This window comes from Acetobacter sp. DmW_136 (assembly GCF_008690365.1).
In the GTDB taxonomy this organism is placed as follows: domain Bacteria; phylum Pseudomonadota; class Alphaproteobacteria; order Acetobacterales; family Acetobacteraceae; genus Acetobacter; species Acetobacter oryzifermentans.
In genome coordinates this window covers 1-16213 of the sequence record NZ_VHON01000031.1, presented here as the reverse complement: position 1 = coordinate 16213, position 16213 = coordinate 1, and the positions used below count along the sequence as shown (strand labels likewise).

The following is a 16213-nucleotide window of genomic DNA, read 5'->3' as shown; positions in this document are numbered from 1 at the left end:
CTGCACAGAACTACTTGAAGATTATGTCCGATATGCCAATAGAACCCAGAATGAAAACTGCTTCCGTATCACGCTCGGCCACCATTCGGTCTGGCTCGACCTTCTGGTTGGGTTCGGAATTGCCTTCATGAATCTTGACGCTGTCCAGAAAATCTGGATTGCCGCCCGCACCGAACATCATCGTGTCAAGGCCGAAAACCGAAAGCATCGTTGCCCGATCCAAATGATTTATACTCCCTGCCCAGTGGCTTCGGGCGTGTCTTGCTACGGCCAACCTAAGCGCCTGTATTCTTGCTGGTTATTTCCCATAACGATCACCCCACTCTCGGCTCCAAGTGATAGCGGGGGACTGCGCGGACTATGTCCGTTATGCGAAAGGCGAGCCAACCCACTTTTATGTCCGACATAAAGGCGTAAGCGGAATGCCTGGATCTGTCCGCGTGGTTGTCGGGACTTCTGCTTGATTGGCAGATTTATCATCATCTTCTGGTTTTCGACACACGGGGCCTGTCGAATGACCTGATTCGTTGCAGTAAAGTTCTCCGAGATTCCAAGGGATTACAAACACCTTAATTCTTGACAAAATCACCAAGATTATAGCAAAATTACCCTGAATAATGGCAAAAGTTGGTATTGCATGCCGCAGCCACAGAAACCCACGCAATCGCTGACATCGCCTTCGGATGCTGACTGGGCTGAGGCGGTTCGACGCGAGGCTGTTATTCGCCCCCTGTTTGAGACTTCTCATCTCAAGTCGCATCGGGTTGCTGAGGCTTCGCGGCAGCTTGGCTTGAGCACGCGCCGCATCTATGGGCTTTTGTCGGCATTCCGGCAGAACCCGGTAACGACGTCCCTGCTATCTCGGAAACCAGGTCCTCAAAAGGGAGTTCGGCAGCTCGATGCCGAAGTTGATGCCCAAATTGAGACGGCGATCGAAAATGTCTATCTCAAAAGGGAAAAGCCAACTCTGAAAAAGCTCCTGCGGGACGTTTCTCAAAATTGTCGTGCGCGAGGATTGCCTTCGCCTTCGATGAAAGCGATCCGTGCTCGGATTTCTGCACGCAGCTTGCGGGAACGTATTAAAGCGCGTCACGGGGCCGAAGCTGCTGGTGATAAATTTCGGCTCGTCCAGATCGGCTTGCTTACTGAGCGGCCGCTTCACGTTGTCCAGATCGATCACACTAAAGTCGATATCATGTTGGTCGATGATGTCACCCGAGCGTGCATTGGCCGCCCTTGGCTGACGTTGGTCTTGGACGTGCATACACGCATGGTGCTCGGTCTATATTTGTCGCTTGACGCTCCCAGCGCGACATCGGTCGCCTTAGCGGTTTCGCAAGCGGTCCTACCGAAGGCAGATTGGCTTGCAGATCGGGGTATTGAACTCTCCTGGATTGCACATGGATTACCTGAGGTTATTCATGTTGATAATGGCAGGGAGTTTCATTCCCGTGCCTTTGAGCGTGGGTGCCAGCAGTATGGTATCCGTATCGCCTATCGCCCGCCGGCCACCCCTCGCTTTGGTGGTCACATTGAGCGGCTGATGGGCACCCTGATGGGACGGGTTCATGCCTTTCCCGGGTCGACCTCATCCAATGTTGTTGCGCGTGGCAATTATGATTCCGAAGCCACGGCGATCCTGTCGTTTCGGGAGTTCGAACGCATCCTAGCTTTTGAGGTGCTGGGGCCCTATCACAATGAAATTCATTCTGGCTTAGGCCGCACACCGGCTACAGCGTGGACAGACGGTGTCTCCAATATGAATTTACGTGCTCCGTCGGACGCTGCGGCATTGCTGCTCGATTTTCTACCTTTCGAAGAGCGGATTATTCGTCGCGACGGCGTCCGGATGTTTGGCATCGTCTATCAGGATGGCGCCTTGGCGCACCTAGTGGATCACGGCCCTGGCAAGCTGCGAGTCAAATATGATCCCCGTGATCTCAGCGCGGTATTTGTCGAGTTGCCGACCGGCGGCCATGTTCGGGTGCCATACGCAGACCTTGGTCGCCAGCCTATTACGCTTTGGGAGCATCGAGAGGCAATCCGCAGGCTTCGTGCAGAAGGGCGTCGAGGTGTCGACGAGCACGCCATTTTTGCAGCTGTTGCCGAGCAGAGGCGGGTGCTGCTGGAGGCGAAGTCACGCAGCAAGGCAGCACGCCGTGCGCTTGCGCGGCTAGGAAGCGCCGAATGCGCGGCGATGCAGGCCAGACCGAACGGGGAGCGGCTGGGTGGGGATCTGCATGATGACGACGCCAAAGTGCCCATGCCTGCTGAGGGCGAAGCCAGTGGCGTGGAATTCTGGTGATGGCAATGACTGAATGCGCTCACCTACCTGAAGATGTGCGACCGATTGCCAGACTCGATGCCGAGGCACGGATTGCTCATATCCGCGCCGAACGGTGGGTGCAGCACGCCGCCGCTGATCGGGTTCTGGGGTATTTACAGGAGGCGCTTGAGCAACCACCACGTGAGCGGATGGAGAATGTTCTGCTGGTCGGCGAAAGCGGCATGGGTAAGACCATGCTCGTTCGCAAATTCGAGCGGCAGAATACTACTCAATTTGATTCCACTGTAGGAATTCAGCGTAAGCCCGTCGTCGTTATGCTGATGCCGCACCAGCCAACGGAAGTACAGTTCTTCAACCAGCTCCTTCAGGCATTGAACGCGCCCTCGCCAAGCCACTTCACACACGGCTTTCCAGTGCGAGATCCGGCCGTGCGGTTATTGCGCCAACTTGGCACACGCGTGGTCGTCATCGATGAACTCAATTCGCTATTGGCCGGATCAGCACGGCAACAGCGCGTATTCCTCCAATTGCTGCGCTTCCTGTCCAACGAGCTGCGTCTTGCCTTTGTAGGCGTTGGTGTGCCGGAAGCCCGCCACGCCTTGCTTTCCGACAGCCAACTACGGAGCCGGTTCAGCGATATTGAGCTATCGCCTTGGGTGCTCGGCGAGGATATGCGCGACTTTATTACGCGGCTGACCTGGAGCTTGCCGCTGCGCGAGCCGTCGCCAGTAGATTCTCCAAAACTTCGACGCCTTCTCTTGGAGCGGACCGGTGGGATCACGCTTGGCATGTGCAAAGCGTTCGAGCGTGCAGCCATTGCCGCGATTCACGCTGGGCGCGAGAAGATCGAACTGCGAAGTTTCGAGGATCCCGAGATTTGGCGCGGTGTGGCCACGCCTGGCCGTCCAGTCGGCCTATCCGCTCGTAATCGTGCGAGGCAGGCTTTGCTATGACCATAGTTCCGCTTCCCATCGTGCCGCGGCCGCACGACGATGAGGCGTTGTCATCCTGGATAGGGCGGATCGCGGCACGGTACGATTTGGAGGCCGACAATCTTCTGACTCACGTGACCGGTTGGAGCCGCTCGACCGTGGGCGCTGCAGAGAGGCTTGATTATCATAAGAATGCAGGGTTGGAAGTGGCGTTGGCTCAAGCGACCAGCGTTGCGCCGGAAACGATCAGCATGCTGCGGATTGCTGGCGAGGATGGCAGTGCTTCGTCTTGGCATCGCACGACTGTTGTTTGGTGTCCGGACTGTGTGCGCGATGATCTTTCGACGCGGAGAGAGGTTTATGGGCGCGCAATTTGGCGGCTAGGATGTTGCGTTCTGTGCCCGCAGCACCAAGTCCTTCTTGAAGATGCTTGTCGCCGCTGTACTTTCGAGGGGAAATGCGGTTTCTACTGCTCCGACGGTTTCCATGGTTTGGCTTGCAGAATCTGCACCCGTCCTGTCGGGCCGGTTCGAGGGTGGCAGGCTGAGGAGCAGCGGCATGAGTATATAGGCGCTTTCGGCATCTGTATCACCCCTTCGTTGAACCGGTTGGTTTTGGCGTTGCAGAGGGATCTGCAGGCTGCTCTTGGGGGCGCCAAGCTAAAACGGTCGTGGGGATTCACACGCTCAGCCCAAGCGCTCCTATCGGCTATTCTCGATCTGACGCTCTGTTTGGTTTTTGCCACAAGGGTGCGCTGTGAACCACGGATCCTTCTGCCTGAGTGGAAACCCGGGCAGGCATTTGCCCCGGTTAGCGAGCCGATCACATTAGCTGCATTGCCGCTTGGAGCCGCCTATGGCGTAATTGCGATTGCCGCTGCAGCGTTGAGTAGCCTTGAGAGCGGCAAGCAATGTCACCATTGGAGGATCTGTGGCCGTACCACGGTGGTTATGGATGCCACGTCCCTGATGGTATGGCTGCCGACAGCAATACGGAGATGGCTTCGATCTCGGGCGATCCAGTGGGAACAGCCGGCGGGGGCAGCGCTTTGCACCGTCATCGCGGCTGTTGAAAAGGGAGCATACCCGTCATGATTCTTGCCATTCTGTTAATCGGCGTGTTCATGGCTGAGAGCGTGAGGCTACTACTATTGAACGGTGGCGCTGCATCGTTCGCTCGGTGTTGCCATTCTTGAGTGCGTACTGTTACGTCTTGCGAACCGCCTTACACTCACTGCCACCGGCACTTCCGAGAGAACTGCTGCCAATAACGCTGCCTTGTTTTATGGTCTGATCCGGCCGGACAGCATGCGGCAGAGTGTGACCGAAACAGAGATGCTCAATCGCTCGAAATGGTAAGGCGTATTAGGGGGGTAAACAGAAGGTCGGTTATGGGGTGGTAAATTGCTTGGCGCGGACATTCCGTAAAGGCTACGTGGTCCAGAGCGTCGGATAATATTGAATATCCATGTTTAGGTCCGCAGTGGTGAGCATCACAGACCTCCTCAGCAGTATTTGCCCATCTGATCCTTGATAGACTGTAGTTCGGGTGGGGCATCTGTTTATTCAATAACTAGGGAAGTATCAGGAAAATTAACCATCTAACATTGCTAAAGCACGCGCTAATTCCTGAGCATTAGGAAACATCACCCCTCCAGTTTCTTCACTTTCTGCCCTAAGAAGATTCCAAGCCGTTTCGCCATCCGTCTGTTTAATCATTGACAACAATGGCGCACCATGAGGCATTAATTTACGTATCTGATTCCAATGGATACCATCTGCCAGAACGTATCCTTTTTCTGAGCTGCAGAATTTCACTTCGCCGCCGCAAACTTCAACCAATTCCCTGTCTTCATTCAAGTGCATTGAAATGAAAGTATGAGGCCACAATGAGATATCTTTATGCTCCCAATCAATATACATCCAATTGTCATCTATAGCGTTTACTGCGTCTTTTTCCCCTGGGTTTTTCTTTATTGCATCTTTTCGAACTATTTCACGTTCTTCTTCAGTGGTCTCGGTTTCGGTGATAACAAAACCGATTGATTTGAATCCGTTTGCGTTACGCGCGACGAAATCAAATAATGACCCGGGCAAATGTGGTCGTTCACGCAAATCCCACTGTGATGAGAGGAGACGCTCAGCGCGGACCAGCGTTTTTTCATCAACAATAGCTGCATCGTTAAATAGATTATCAAACCAGACTAGTGCGGCGGCCCACTGCTTTGACTGCGGCGGGAAAAACGAACCCGCTTCAATAAAGGCAGCTGGTCCGTGAGTAACGCCAATCCCATTTGCCGAAGCATTTGCTGAACTGACGACCATTCCAGCATCGCTAAGGTAAACCTTGGCATGCAAATTGTCATCATGCCTTATCTCGGGTTTATCTGGTGCGCCAAGTGCCCTTATAGCGCGCGGATTTGTGCCACCCATTGCAAGGTTACAGACTATTTTTGCTTTGCGAAGTCGAATGGCAATACAGGATTTCGTTTGTAGGCTATTAACAAGTGTTTCCCCCCAAAATGCTACTGCACATCTAATATTTTCTCCATCGATAACTTTCAAAATAGCCTTCGAAAGTTGGCGGCCTGAAAGAAATTCTATGCTCAATGAACTTATCCTTTAATTATGTCATATCAGTTATAATTAATTAGGGAACCTCACCTATCCCGAGTCAATTTCATTGTTTATCAGTCCATTATTACAATGTCCGCTATTAAGAAATAACTCACTATAATCGAGTGACGGGTATGAGGCGTAAGCAGCCTGTTCAGTGTAAAATATTCTTGAGGCAACGGAATAAGACGAAGTGTTCGTTCCAGGGAAATTCTATACAGAATCAAGAGGGTCAGAACCGAACACATACTTGCGGTATGATCAAGTGCTCTCAACGCTCAGGAGGCAGATTGTGGGCTGCTACGGAAGGTGAGGCCGAGGCGCTCAGCGCGGACTAATAAGTGCTTGACCGAGGAAGGATGCCAGCGCGTACCGCCGCGCGGAGTTCTTTCGTGCATGGCTTCGAGCTGGGTAGCAATTTGCTGCAAGGTGCGATCGGGTGCTGCCGCTTTGATCCCGGCGACCAGACGAATCAGCCGATCATCGCCATGCTGTGGTCGGGCGCGGTCCAGCAGGCTGTTCTCCACAATTCCCTCACTGGCCAGTCGCCGGACCGTTCGACGCAATCGTTCCGCGGTCCATGGTTTTCCCGGAGTGTGAGGCGAGGAGCTAGGGTGTCCACGATTCAGGACACGTACGACATCACCCCAAGGGTGACTTGACCGAGCGGGCCAGACGATCGAGCCGGACCACGACCAAGGTGTCACCAGCGTTCATATCCCTTAGCAGGCGTATAAGCACAGGGCGGTTCCGGTCGGCACCGGAGGCATGTTCCTCGAAAATCATCGTGCAGCCAGCGTCGCGTAGCTCATTCAACTGTGCGTCGGTGCCCTGATCGTCTGTGGAGACGCGAGCGTAGCCAATTAGACGGCCGCCAACGGGTGTTTTTCCAGGTTTGGGTGGCACCACGGCGACGAAGCTCCTTCTGAGTCCATTTTTACAATTCAAGAAGACATTCGTAAACGATCGTTTGCAAAGGTGGCCAAGCCACCTGCGCGTGCCGACGGTCGTTCGTATAGATTCAAGTGCAATCAACCAGGGTATTTTTTGTCAGGAATGAGGGAACATTTTGCAGTCAATTAGGCTTCAAAAAACGGCCCGAAGCAGCGTCAATGTGATCTTTGTCATCATCCAGGGAAACGCGACACGGGGCCTTTTTTTATGGTCTCCAACCTACTTGCGATAAAGGGAATTATCGCAAGTAGGTATGGGGAAGGGGGCCTGTTTTCGATAAAAGACAGAGTTTGAAGTTAATGGCCTAATAGAGTAAATCAAATAGAAGCTCACTGTTGAATGTATTATTACGAGACCGCTTATCTGTCTCATTTATCGTATCAATGGAGTTCAGCTTTTCTCCGCAAGTTGATTTCACGAGCAATAGGATTTGAGAGCGTTTGGAGGATCTGTTCCATGTTCGCCGATAAGTTTGCTACCAATACGATCAGTACGTGGACTTTGACGGTTACCTTGTAACGGAAACCCACAATCCCGCCCTTCCTACTCGACCAGACGGCTAGAATAGGCCAAAATGCAGCTCTATTTTGTTGTCATATTAAGGCTTTGTGTTCATGCCACGCGGTCGTCCACGTAAAAACCCTGATGCTGCCTCTGCTCCTAAGAAAACCACCAAAGCACGCAAGGCCAAGGCAGCGACCGCGACACTGGGCTTTGAACAGCAGATGTTTCTGGCGGCGGACAAGCTGCGCAAGAACCTTGAGCCTTCAGACTACAAACATGTGGCCCTTGGCCTGATCTTCCTGCGCTACATCTCCACCGCGTTTGAAGCCCGGCATGCTAAACTGATGCTGGAAGACCCGGCAGCAGCGGAAGATCCTGACGAATATCTGGCCGAGAATATCTTCTGGGTGCCGGAGACAGCTCGGTGGTCTCATCTCAAGGACAATGCCCGCTCGCCCAATATCGGCAAGATGATTGATGAGGCCATGCTGGCCATCGAGAAAGCCAACCCGGAACAGCTCAAGGGCGTGCTACCCAAGGATTACGGACGCCCGGCCCTTGATACCGTCATGCTGGGTGAGCTGATCGACCTGATCTCCGATATCGGCATGGGCGATACGGACGATAAGGCGCGGGACGTGCTGGGCCGGGTCTATGAATACTTCCTTGGCGGGTTTGCTGGAGCCGAAGGCAAGCGTGGAGGCGAGTTCTACACGCCTTCCAGCGTGGTGCGCACGCTGGTTTCCATGCTCGAACCTTACAAGGGCCGGGTGTATGACCCGTGTTGTGGCTCTGGTGGCATGTTCGTGCAGTCTGAACGCTTTGTGGAAACCCATGGTGGCAAGCTGGGTGATATTGCCATTTACGGGCAGGAGAGCAACCACACCACTTGGCGTCTGGCCCGCATGAACCTTGCCGTGCGCGGTATTGGCGCGGATATCCGATGGAACAATGAAGGCAGCTTTCTTCGCGACGAGCTGAAAGACTTGCGCTTTGACTATATTCTGGCCAACCCGCCGTTCAACGTGTCGGACTGGTGGAATGCCTCGCTGGAGGAAGATCCGCGCTGGCAGTATGGCAAGCCGCCTGCGGGCAATGCCAACTATGCGTGGCTTCAGCATATCCTATGGCATCTGGCTCCCAATGGCACGGCTGGCGTGGTGCTGGCGAATGGCTCCATGTCCTCCAACCAGAACAGCGAGGGCGAAATCCGCCGCCGGATGGTAGAAGCCGATGTGGTGGACTGCATGGTGGCCCTACCAGGACAGCTTTTCTATTCCACCCAGATTCCGGCCTGCCTGTGGTTCCTCACCCGCACCAAAAAGCAAAAGGGCTGGCGAGACCGGCGCGGAGAAATCCTGTTTATTGACGCCCGCAAGCTGGGCACGATGGTTGACCGCACTCGCCGGGAACTGACGGACGAGGACGTGGCCCGCATTGCCGACACCTACCACGCATGGCGTGAAGAAAAGGACGCGGGTACCTATGAGGATAGTCCGGGCTTTTGCAAATCCGCTACACTTGACGAGGTGGAACAGCACGGCTTTGTGCTGACGCCGGGCCGCTACGTGGGGGCAGAGGAAGTCGAGGAAGATAGCGTACCGTTTACCGAACGCTTTGCAGCCCTTGAGAAGACCCTGAAAGAGCAGTTTGCGCAGGCCGACGCACTGAACGCGAAAATTACCGCCTCCCTCAAGCTAATCGTGCAAAAGGAGAGTGCATGATGCTGTATCTCACCCCACTGGAACGGGCGCTTGACCGGTTGAAGGAAGGCTGGGCGCGTCACCTTGTCCAGCCAGACGATGAGCAACTGCGGGACGGACTGATCCAGCGTTTCGAGTTTACCTATGAACTCAGCCACAAGACCCTGAAGCGCTTTCTGGAAGCCAATTCAGCCTCCCCCGACGAATATGACCGCATGGGCTTTCCGGACATGATCCGCTCCGCCAACGAGGCCGGGTTGCTCAAAAGCGCATGGCCCCAGTGGAGCGTGTTCCGCAAAATGCGCAACCTGACCAGCCATACTTACAACGAGGCCACAGCCAAACAGGTTGTGGCCACCATTCCAGACTTTATCGCAGAAGCCGAGTTTCTGCTGGCCACGCTGAAAGAGCGCACAGCGTGACGGAGCAAATCGACATCACGCCTGAAGAGCGGGCCATTGTGTTGCGGATACTCAACGAGATTGTGCCCGACCGCGAAGTGCGGGCGTTTGGCTCGCGTGTCACAGGCAAGGCCAAGCCATTTTCTGATCTCGATCTGGCAATTATGGGTGATAAGCCTTTGTCTTTGGAAATACGAGCACGGCTGGAGGAAGCCTTCTCAGAGTCAGAACTACCATGGAAAGTGGATGTTTTAGATTGGGCTCTGACAGAGATAATATTTAGAAAAATTATTCAAAAACAGTCTTTTCCAATAAAAAATAGAGTTTTTCAGTAATGGAAATTGTAAATGTACCATTTAATGAACTTTTGTCATTCGTTGTTGATAATAGAGGAAAAACCTGCCCTACAGCAGAAACAGGTATACCTTTAATTGCAACAAACTGCATCTCTAATCAGACATTATACCCGACCAAAGAAAATGTTCGTTATGTCGACAAGAATACATACGATACTTGGTTTCGAGCACACCCCCAACCCAATGACATAATTTTTGTTCTCAAAGGTTCTCCAGGACGATGTGCTTTAACACCTAATCCAGTAGATTTTTGTATTGCTCAGGATATGGTTGCCATTCGTCCTGATAAACAGAAAATTGAACCGAATTATTTGTTCGCAGCCCTGAGATCTCCTTTTATTCAAGATGCTATTGAACGTATGCACGTTGGAACGATGATTCCACATTTCAAGAAAGGTGATTTCTCTAAACTTCTAATCCCTATACCCGACAAAAAGATTCAGAAGTCTATCGGCGATATCTATATAAAATTTGAACAGAAAATAGACCTCAACCGCCGGACGAACGAAACGCTGGAGGCGATGGCGCGGGCGTTGTTTCGGGACTGGTTTGTCGATTTTGGCCCGACACGGGCAAAAATGGCCGGAGAAGCCCCTTATCTCGCACCAGAACTATGGGAACTCTTTCCCGACAGGCTGGATGATGAGGGTAAGCCAGAAGGATGGCATATTTCACCCATCGGCGATGAAACTGATATTGTTGGCGGATCAACTCCGAGCACCAGCAATTCAATTTTCTGGAATGGTAACCATTACTGGGCCACACCCAAGGACTTGTCTGGCCTTAATTCTCCCGTTCTTTCCGATACCTCCCGCAAAATTACAGACGAAGGCCTGACACAAATTTCTTCAGGGCTTTTACCTTCTGGCTCTGTGCTTCTTTCGTCACGAGCACCAGTTGGCTACACAGCAATCACAACAGTCCCGCTTGCCATCAATCAGGGCTTTATCGGGGTAAAATGCACGCAAAGCTTATCCGCTCCATACGTCTTGCTCTGGATGAAGGAAAGTATGGAACTGATTTTGCAAAATGCGAATGGTTCAACATTCCAAGAGATCAGCAAAAAGAATTTTCGTCCTCTTCCCATCATAAAGGCGTCACACGACCTGCTCAAAGCGTTTGATACCCAAAGTCAGGGCATATTTGATAAGATTATCGTAAGTGACGCAGAATCACGCACTCTGACCCAACTCCGAGACCTTCTCCTCCCCAAACTCATGTCTGGTGAAATCAGCATCCGGGATGCTGAAAAAATGGTGGAAGACGCGGCATGAGCTTTCTGTCCGAAAACGAGATCGAAGACTGGGCCTGCGATATTCTGCGCGAATGTGGCTACACCATTGTCTGGGGGCCAGAGATTACTCCCGGTGGCAAAAAGCCCGAGCGTGCATCGTTATCGGACGTCATTCTGGAAAAACGCCTGCGGGCAGCCATAGACAGGCTAAATCCACCCCTTCCCCAAGCCTCGCGCGATGAAGCCCTGCTGGCCCTGATCCGCGAAGACACACCCGACCATGTGGACGAAAACCGCCGCCTGCATGACTATCTGGTCAATGGTGTGCCGGTGGATGTGGTGCGCGAGGATGGCACCCAGTCTGGCGATCGGGTGCGCCTGTTGGATTTTGAAAACCCGGAAAACAATGATTTTCTTGTCGTGCGCCAGTTCGTCATTGAAAAGGACGAGGCCAACCGCAGGCCAGATCTTGTGCTGTTTGTTAATGGCATGCCGCTTGGCGTTGTAGAACTTAAAAGCCCCAGTTCCGAGAACGCTACGCTGGATTCAGCCTGGAACCAGTTCCAGACCTACCGCAGCCTTATTCCCTCGCTGTTCCGCTTCAATGAAGCGTTGATGATTTCAGATGGTACCGAGGCCCGCATTGGCTCACTGACCGCCGACCGTGACCGCTTCATGCCATGGCGCACTGTGGATGGGGAAGAACTGGTTGCAAAGAATCATGAGGAAATGGAAACCGTGCTGCGCGGTGTGTTTACGCCTCGCTGGTTTCTCAACCTGATCCATGACTTCGTGCTGTTTGGCGAGAAAAACGGCAGCCCCATCAAAATTCTGGCAGGCTACCACCAGTTCCATGCCTGTCGAAAAGCCGTGGCGCAGACCGTGCGGGCTTCTGCCCCAGGCGGAGATCGCAAGGTTGGCGTGGTGTGGCATACGCAGGGGTCAGGCAAAAGCCTGCTCATGACTTTCTATGCTGGTGTGATTGCCCGCCACCCGGAGATGGAAAATCCTACCATCATTGTCCTGACAGACCGCAATGATCTGGACGACCAACTCTTCGCCACCTTCTCCGGCGCACAGGCCCTTTTGCGCCAGACACCGGAGCAGGCGGACAGCCGGGAAGATTTACAAAAACTGCTCCGGCGCAGCTCGGGTGGTGTGATCTTCACCACCTTGCAGAAATTCCAGCCCAAAGAGGGCGAAACCAGCCTGCCCATGCTGACCGATCGGCGCAATGTGGTGGTCATGGCGGACGAAGCGCACCGCAGTCAGTATGGGCTGGAAGCCAAATTCGACCGCCAGACGGGCAAGGTCTCCTACGGCTTTGCCAAACATATGCGCGATGCCCTGCCCAATGCGTCCTTTATCGGTTTTACCGGCACGCCCATTGAAAATGCTGACGTGAACACCCGTAGCATCTTTGGCGATTACATCGACATTTACGACATCGCACAGGCCGTGGAGGATGGCGCAACCGTGCCCATCTATTACGAAAGCCGCCTTGTGCGTATCGAACTGGATGAAGACCTCAAGGAAGAGCTTGACGACGAACTTGCCGATATTGTCGAAGGCCTTTCCGAGAACGAGGAGCACAAGCTCAGCCAGAAATACTCTCGCGTAGAAGCACTGGTCGGCTCGGAACCTCGCCTGCGTCGGATTGCCGAAGACCTTGTGACCCACTTTGAAAATCGCCTGACTGCCCTTGAGGGCAAAGGCATGATTGTGGGCATGAGCCGGGCGATCTGTGTGGCGCTCTATGATGAGATTATTCGCCTGCGTCCTGAATGGCACAGTGATGATGACAATGAAGGCGCCATCAAGGTGGTGATGACCGGCAGTTCATCCGACCCCGCAGCGTTCCAGCCTCATATTGGTAAAAAGCCCAAGGCTCGGCGAGAGCTTCTGGCAAAGCGCATGAAAGATAACAACGATCCGCTCAAACTGGTCATTGTGCGCGACATGTGGCTGACGGGTTTTGACGTTCCTTCCATGCACACCATGTATGTAGACAAACCCATGCGCGGGCATGGGCTGATGCAGGCCATTGCCCGCGTCAACCGTGTGTTCAAGGGCAAACCCGGTGGTCTAGTGGTGGACTATATCGGTCTTGCCCAGAACCTGAAGGCAGCTTTGGGCGAATACTCCGCCGGAGATCGCGAACAGGTCGGCATTGATGAAGGTGAGGCCATCCGCGCCTTGCAGGAACGCTACGAAATCGTGCGGGCCATGTTCAACCCCGGTCAGGCGGGTGGGTTTGACTACCGCCCCGCCTTGCAGGACGGCGCGACACCCAAAACCAAGCTGTCCATCATGGCCGGAGCGCTTGACCATATTCTGGGCCAGCAGCAGCGGGCCATGGCAACAGCCAAGAACGATGAAGACCGTAAAGCCGCTCAGAAACGCTACCCGGATGCCGTCAAGGCGCTCTCTGTAGCTTTTGCGTTGGCTTCCGCCAGCGATGAAGCCGCCAGACTGCGTGATGAAATCGGGTTTTTCGAGGCAGTCAGGGCGGCACTGGTCAAGAGTGTGAGCAATGGCACCGATGGACGCAGTGCGCAGGAGCGCGAACTGGCCATCAGGCAACTGGTCAGCAAAGCGGTCATTTCCACTGATATCATCGACATCATGGAAGCCGCTGGCATTGGAAAGCCTGATATTTCCATCCTCTCGGACGCCTTCTTGCAAGAAGTGCGGGAAATGCCCCAGCGCAATCTGGCCATTGAAGCGCTCAAAAAACTGCTGGAAGGCCAGATACGCAGCCGAACCCGCTCCAACATCACGGAAGCCGAAGCCTTCTCACAACGGCTGGAACAGGCTGTCGCCCGCTACCATGCCAACGCCCTGACGTCCGCTCAAATTCTGGATGAACTCATCCGCATGGCACGTGACATGGCCTCCGCCCGCGACCGGGGCGAAGAACTGGGCCTGACACAGGAAGAAATCGCGTTCTATGACGCGCTGGCCCAGAACCAGAGCGCCAAGGAAGCTATGGGCGACCCCAGCCTACGGGTTATCGCCACAGCACTGGTGAAGACCATTCGGGAAAATGCCACAGTGGACTGGACCGTCATGGCGCAGGCACGCGCCAAGATGCGGACTTCCGTCAAACGTCTGCTTCGTCATTATGGATATCCACCGGACATGCAGGACGAAGCTGTACAGCATATTCTGCGTCAGGCCGAACAGTTTGCACCTACTTGGGCGGGAAAAGGAGAACTATAATCATGTCGATCATGGCGGGTTTGCTGCCGGTCAGTACTCAGGCAGTGTCAGCCATGATAGATCGGCACTAATCTGAATCGATGCTTTCGATCAACTGTCATCGTTCCAAGTCCGAATTTGCATACCCCGATACCGAAAAGATTACAGTGACAAGTCGTCCGGCTTACCTATCAATAAAGGCTAAAGGTATCATAGCTGTATATTACTCATACCAAGTCGATGACGTCGTAAAGAGGGGGCCGCGTTGATTGAAGAAATGAAAATCGCTGGATGCGCCAGCTATAGCGTAGGGGGGCAGAGTCTCACTGATCTTCGAAAGATCAATTTTATCTACGGTGCGAACGGCTCGGGCAAGACCAGCATCTCTCGTGTAATCGCGGCTCCGGCAAATCATTCGGGCTGCGCGATCCGTTGGACAAATGATCGACCTCTTGAGTGCCTTGTCTACAATGCCGATTTCGTGGAGCGGAATTTCCGGTCCAGCCTACCCGGCATTTTTACGTTGGGCGAGCATGATGCGGCTGTTCTGGATCAGATAGAGTCGGTGCGAAAGAAGATTGCTGAGATTGAGCGCGATATCAACGCGCGCAATATCGTACTTCGCGGCACCGATGGCACAAGCGGTAAGCTCAGGGAACGGTCCACACTTCGCGAGAATATCGAGAACGAATGTTGGAAGGTGAAGAACCGTCATGACGCTGATTTTCAGTCCGCCTTCACAGGCGTGCGCAACTCAAAGGCTCGCTTCTGCGACAAAGTCCTGAGCGAAAGGGCTTCCAATCAAGCGGCGCTTCATTCGCTCAATGATTTAAAGAAACGTGCGTTAGTCATCTTCGAAAGTGGTCTTACGCGGGAAAATGCGGTTCGTGTCCCAGATAGTGCCGAGTTAACCTGACTGGAGGCGTTACCGATCCTCGCAAAAAAAGTCGTCGGACAAGGTGATGTCAATATCACCGCTCTGATTGACCGTCTTGGCAACAGCGACTGGGTAAAGCAGGGCGTCGGCTATTTCGTAAAGAGCACGCCGCAATGTCCGTTCTGCCAGCAAGATGTAAACGCAGATCTCGCGAAGCGTATCGGCGATTATTTCGACGAGGCCTATGATCGCGATATCGCGGCTATCGCGCGTCTCGTCGCAGGGTATGAAGCGGCGAGCACGACCTATCTGCAGGTGCTCAATGAAATATCACAGACGAGTTCACGCTACATTAAAGCGGATCAACTGGCTGGGCTAGTTGAACGTGTGGCCATTCGGTTGGCCCTTAATAGGCAGCATATCGCACGAAAGCAGAAAGAACCGAGCGCCGTCGTCGTGATGGAGGACAACACTGACCTATTTGCAGAAATACGGAATTTTCTCACGGCCGCTAATGCGGCAATCAATGAACACAACCAAGCCGTCGACGATATACACAATCAGAAGACGATGCTCACTGCCGAAATCTGGAAATACCTCCTGGAAGAGACTAAGAGCATTTTAGATGCCTACCATTCCAGCAAGACAGCGGTGGACAAAGCGATCAACGGCATTGAGGCAAACCTGACAATCAAGCGCAACGAGCTTGCTGCCACGCAGCATACATTGCGCGAGCTTGAGAAGGGTATCACAAGTGTTCAGCCTACCGTGAGTGAGATCAATGCGTTACTAGCCTCATTCGGCTTTCGTGGCTTCAAGCTCGCTACTGCGGGCGATCAGGGGAATCTATATGAGATCGTCCGTCTTGACGGCAGCAATGCCGTTAGGACTCTGAGTGAGGGCGAGAAGACTTTCGTGACTTTCCTTTACTTCTACTATCTGATCCGTGGCAGCGTTTCGGAATCTGGGATGACGAGCAACCGGGTCATTGTGTTCGACGCGGAAATCTCACAGAAGGGTTGTACATCGGGTTAGATTATGAAAAAGTCTATTTTGTGTAAAAGAAATTTTCGTAAGCTATAAGAAAACCCGATGCAGACAGAGTGTAGCGCAGGCGCGTATGAATTTCCAGCCTCCTGTGGACGGCGT

Annotated in this window: 12 protein-coding genes and 1 pseudogene; 9 read left to right on the top strand and 4 right to left on the bottom strand. The window is 53.4% G+C overall.

Annotated elements, in window-relative coordinates:
* Window positions 1–10: 10 nt before the first annotated feature.
* Window positions 11–208: a hypothetical protein gene (locus FKW31_RS10830; RefSeq protein WP_010516885.1), complete on the bottom strand. Its 198-nt coding sequence runs from the start codon at window positions 206–208 to the stop codon at window positions 11–13.
* A 429-nt stretch (window positions 209–637) separates the two neighbouring features.
* Between FKW31_RS10830 and FKW31_RS10825 the strand changes: the two genes are divergently transcribed.
* From FKW31_RS10825 to FKW31_RS16695, 3 genes are read left to right on the top strand one after another with little or no spacing between them, the layout of a single operon-like run.
* Complete coding sequence (locus FKW31_RS10825) at window positions 638–2305, top strand: Mu transposase C-terminal domain-containing protein (RefSeq protein WP_150178555.1); 1668 nt, start codon at window positions 638–640, stop codon at window positions 2303–2305.
* Entirely contained in the window at window positions 2305–3240 is a 936-nt protein-coding gene (locus FKW31_RS10820) for a TniB family NTP-binding protein (protein ID WP_238332807.1), read from the top strand. Before FKW31_RS10825 ends, FKW31_RS10820 begins: the two co-directional genes overlap by 1 nt.
* Window positions 3237–4313, top strand: a complete 1077-nt coding sequence (locus tag FKW31_RS16695; protein ID WP_150178554.1) for a TniQ family protein — start codon at window positions 3237–3239, stop codon at window positions 4311–4313. Before FKW31_RS10820 ends, FKW31_RS16695 begins: the two co-directional genes overlap by 4 nt.
* 498 nt (window positions 4314–4811) lie before the next feature.
* Here FKW31_RS16695 and FKW31_RS10810 read toward each other — a convergent pair whose 3' ends face one another.
* The 3 genes from FKW31_RS10810 to FKW31_RS16685 all read right to left on the bottom strand — a co-directional run bounded on the left by FKW31_RS10810 (window position 4812) and on the right by FKW31_RS16685 (window position 6740).
* On the bottom strand, window positions 4812–5828 hold the full coding sequence (locus FKW31_RS10810) for a phospholipase D family protein (protein WP_150178553.1): 1017 nt from the start codon (window positions 5826–5828) through the stop codon (window positions 4812–4814).
* A 284-nt stretch (window positions 5829–6112) separates the two neighbouring features.
* On the bottom strand, window positions 6113–6361 hold the full coding sequence (locus tag FKW31_RS16690) for a recombinase family protein (RefSeq protein ID WP_238332808.1): 249 nt from the start codon (window positions 6359–6361) through the stop codon (window positions 6113–6115).
* Between the two features lie 115 nt (window positions 6362–6476).
* Window positions 6477–6740 (bottom strand): recombinase family protein, encoded by a 264-nt coding sequence (locus tag FKW31_RS16685; RefSeq protein WP_370513055.1) that lies wholly within the window; start codon window positions 6738–6740, stop codon window positions 6477–6479.
* 662 nt (window positions 6741–7402) lie between these two features.
* Between FKW31_RS16685 and FKW31_RS10800 the strand changes: the two genes are divergently transcribed.
* From FKW31_RS10800 to FKW31_RS16435, 6 genes and pseudogenes are all read left to right on the top strand, one after another.
* On the top strand, window positions 7403–9016 hold the full coding sequence (locus tag FKW31_RS10800; protein ID WP_087636579.1) for a class I SAM-dependent DNA methyltransferase: 1614 nt from the start codon (window positions 7403–7405) through the stop codon (window positions 9014–9016).
* Window positions 9013–9417 (top strand): nucleotidyltransferase substrate binding protein, encoded by a 405-nt coding sequence (locus FKW31_RS10795; protein ID WP_202878725.1) that lies wholly within the window; start codon window positions 9013–9015, stop codon window positions 9415–9417. Before FKW31_RS10800 ends, FKW31_RS10795 begins: the two co-directional genes overlap by 4 nt.
* Window positions 9414–9731 (top strand): nucleotidyltransferase family protein, encoded by a 318-nt coding sequence (locus FKW31_RS10790; protein WP_087636580.1) that lies wholly within the window; start codon window positions 9414–9416, stop codon window positions 9729–9731. Before FKW31_RS10795 ends, FKW31_RS10790 begins: the two co-directional genes overlap by 4 nt.
* Window positions 9731–11026, top strand: coding sequence for a restriction endonuclease subunit S (locus tag FKW31_RS10785; RefSeq protein WP_087636581.1), 1296 nt, complete (start codon window positions 9731–9733; stop codon window positions 11024–11026). Before FKW31_RS10790 ends, FKW31_RS10785 begins: the two co-directional genes overlap by 1 nt.
* Entirely contained in the window at window positions 11023–14208 is a 3186-nt protein-coding gene (locus FKW31_RS10780) for a type I restriction endonuclease subunit R (protein WP_087636582.1), read from the top strand. Before FKW31_RS10785 ends, FKW31_RS10780 begins: the two co-directional genes overlap by 4 nt.
* A 256-nt stretch (window positions 14209–14464) precedes the next feature.
* A pseudogene (locus tag FKW31_RS16435) lies at window positions 14465–16099 on the top strand (AAA family ATPase).
* Window positions 16100–16213 lie beyond the last annotated feature (114 nt).

What these genes read in the sequence shown, in the direction of transcription:
- FKW31_RS10785 (WP_087636581.1), top strand. Translation starts at nt 9,731, where the DNA reads ATGGAAATTGTAAATGTACCATTTAATGAACTTTTGTCATTCGTTGTT.
- FKW31_RS10795 (WP_202878725.1), top strand. Translation starts at nt 9,013, where the DNA reads ATGATGCTGTATCTCACCCCACTGGAACGGGCGCTTGACCGGTTGAAG.
- FKW31_RS16695 (WP_150178554.1), top strand. Translation starts at nt 3,237, where the DNA reads ATGACCATAGTTCCGCTTCCCATCGTGCCGCGGCCGCACGACGATGAG.
- FKW31_RS10800 (WP_087636579.1), top strand. Translation starts at nt 7,403, where the DNA reads ATGCCACGCGGTCGTCCACGTAAAAACCCTGATGCTGCCTCTGCTCCT.
- FKW31_RS10830 (WP_010516885.1), bottom strand. Translation starts at nt 208, where the DNA reads ATGCTTTCGGTTTTCGGCCTTGACACGATGATGTTCGGTGCGGGCGGC.
- FKW31_RS10825 (WP_150178555.1), top strand. Translation starts at nt 638, where the DNA reads ATGCCGCAGCCACAGAAACCCACGCAATCGCTGACATCGCCTTCGGAT.
- FKW31_RS10820 (WP_238332807.1), top strand. Translation starts at nt 2,305, where the DNA reads ATGGCAATGACTGAATGCGCTCACCTACCTGAAGATGTGCGACCGATT.
- FKW31_RS10780 (WP_087636582.1), top strand. Translation starts at nt 11,023, where the DNA reads ATGAGCTTTCTGTCCGAAAACGAGATCGAAGACTGGGCCTGCGATATT.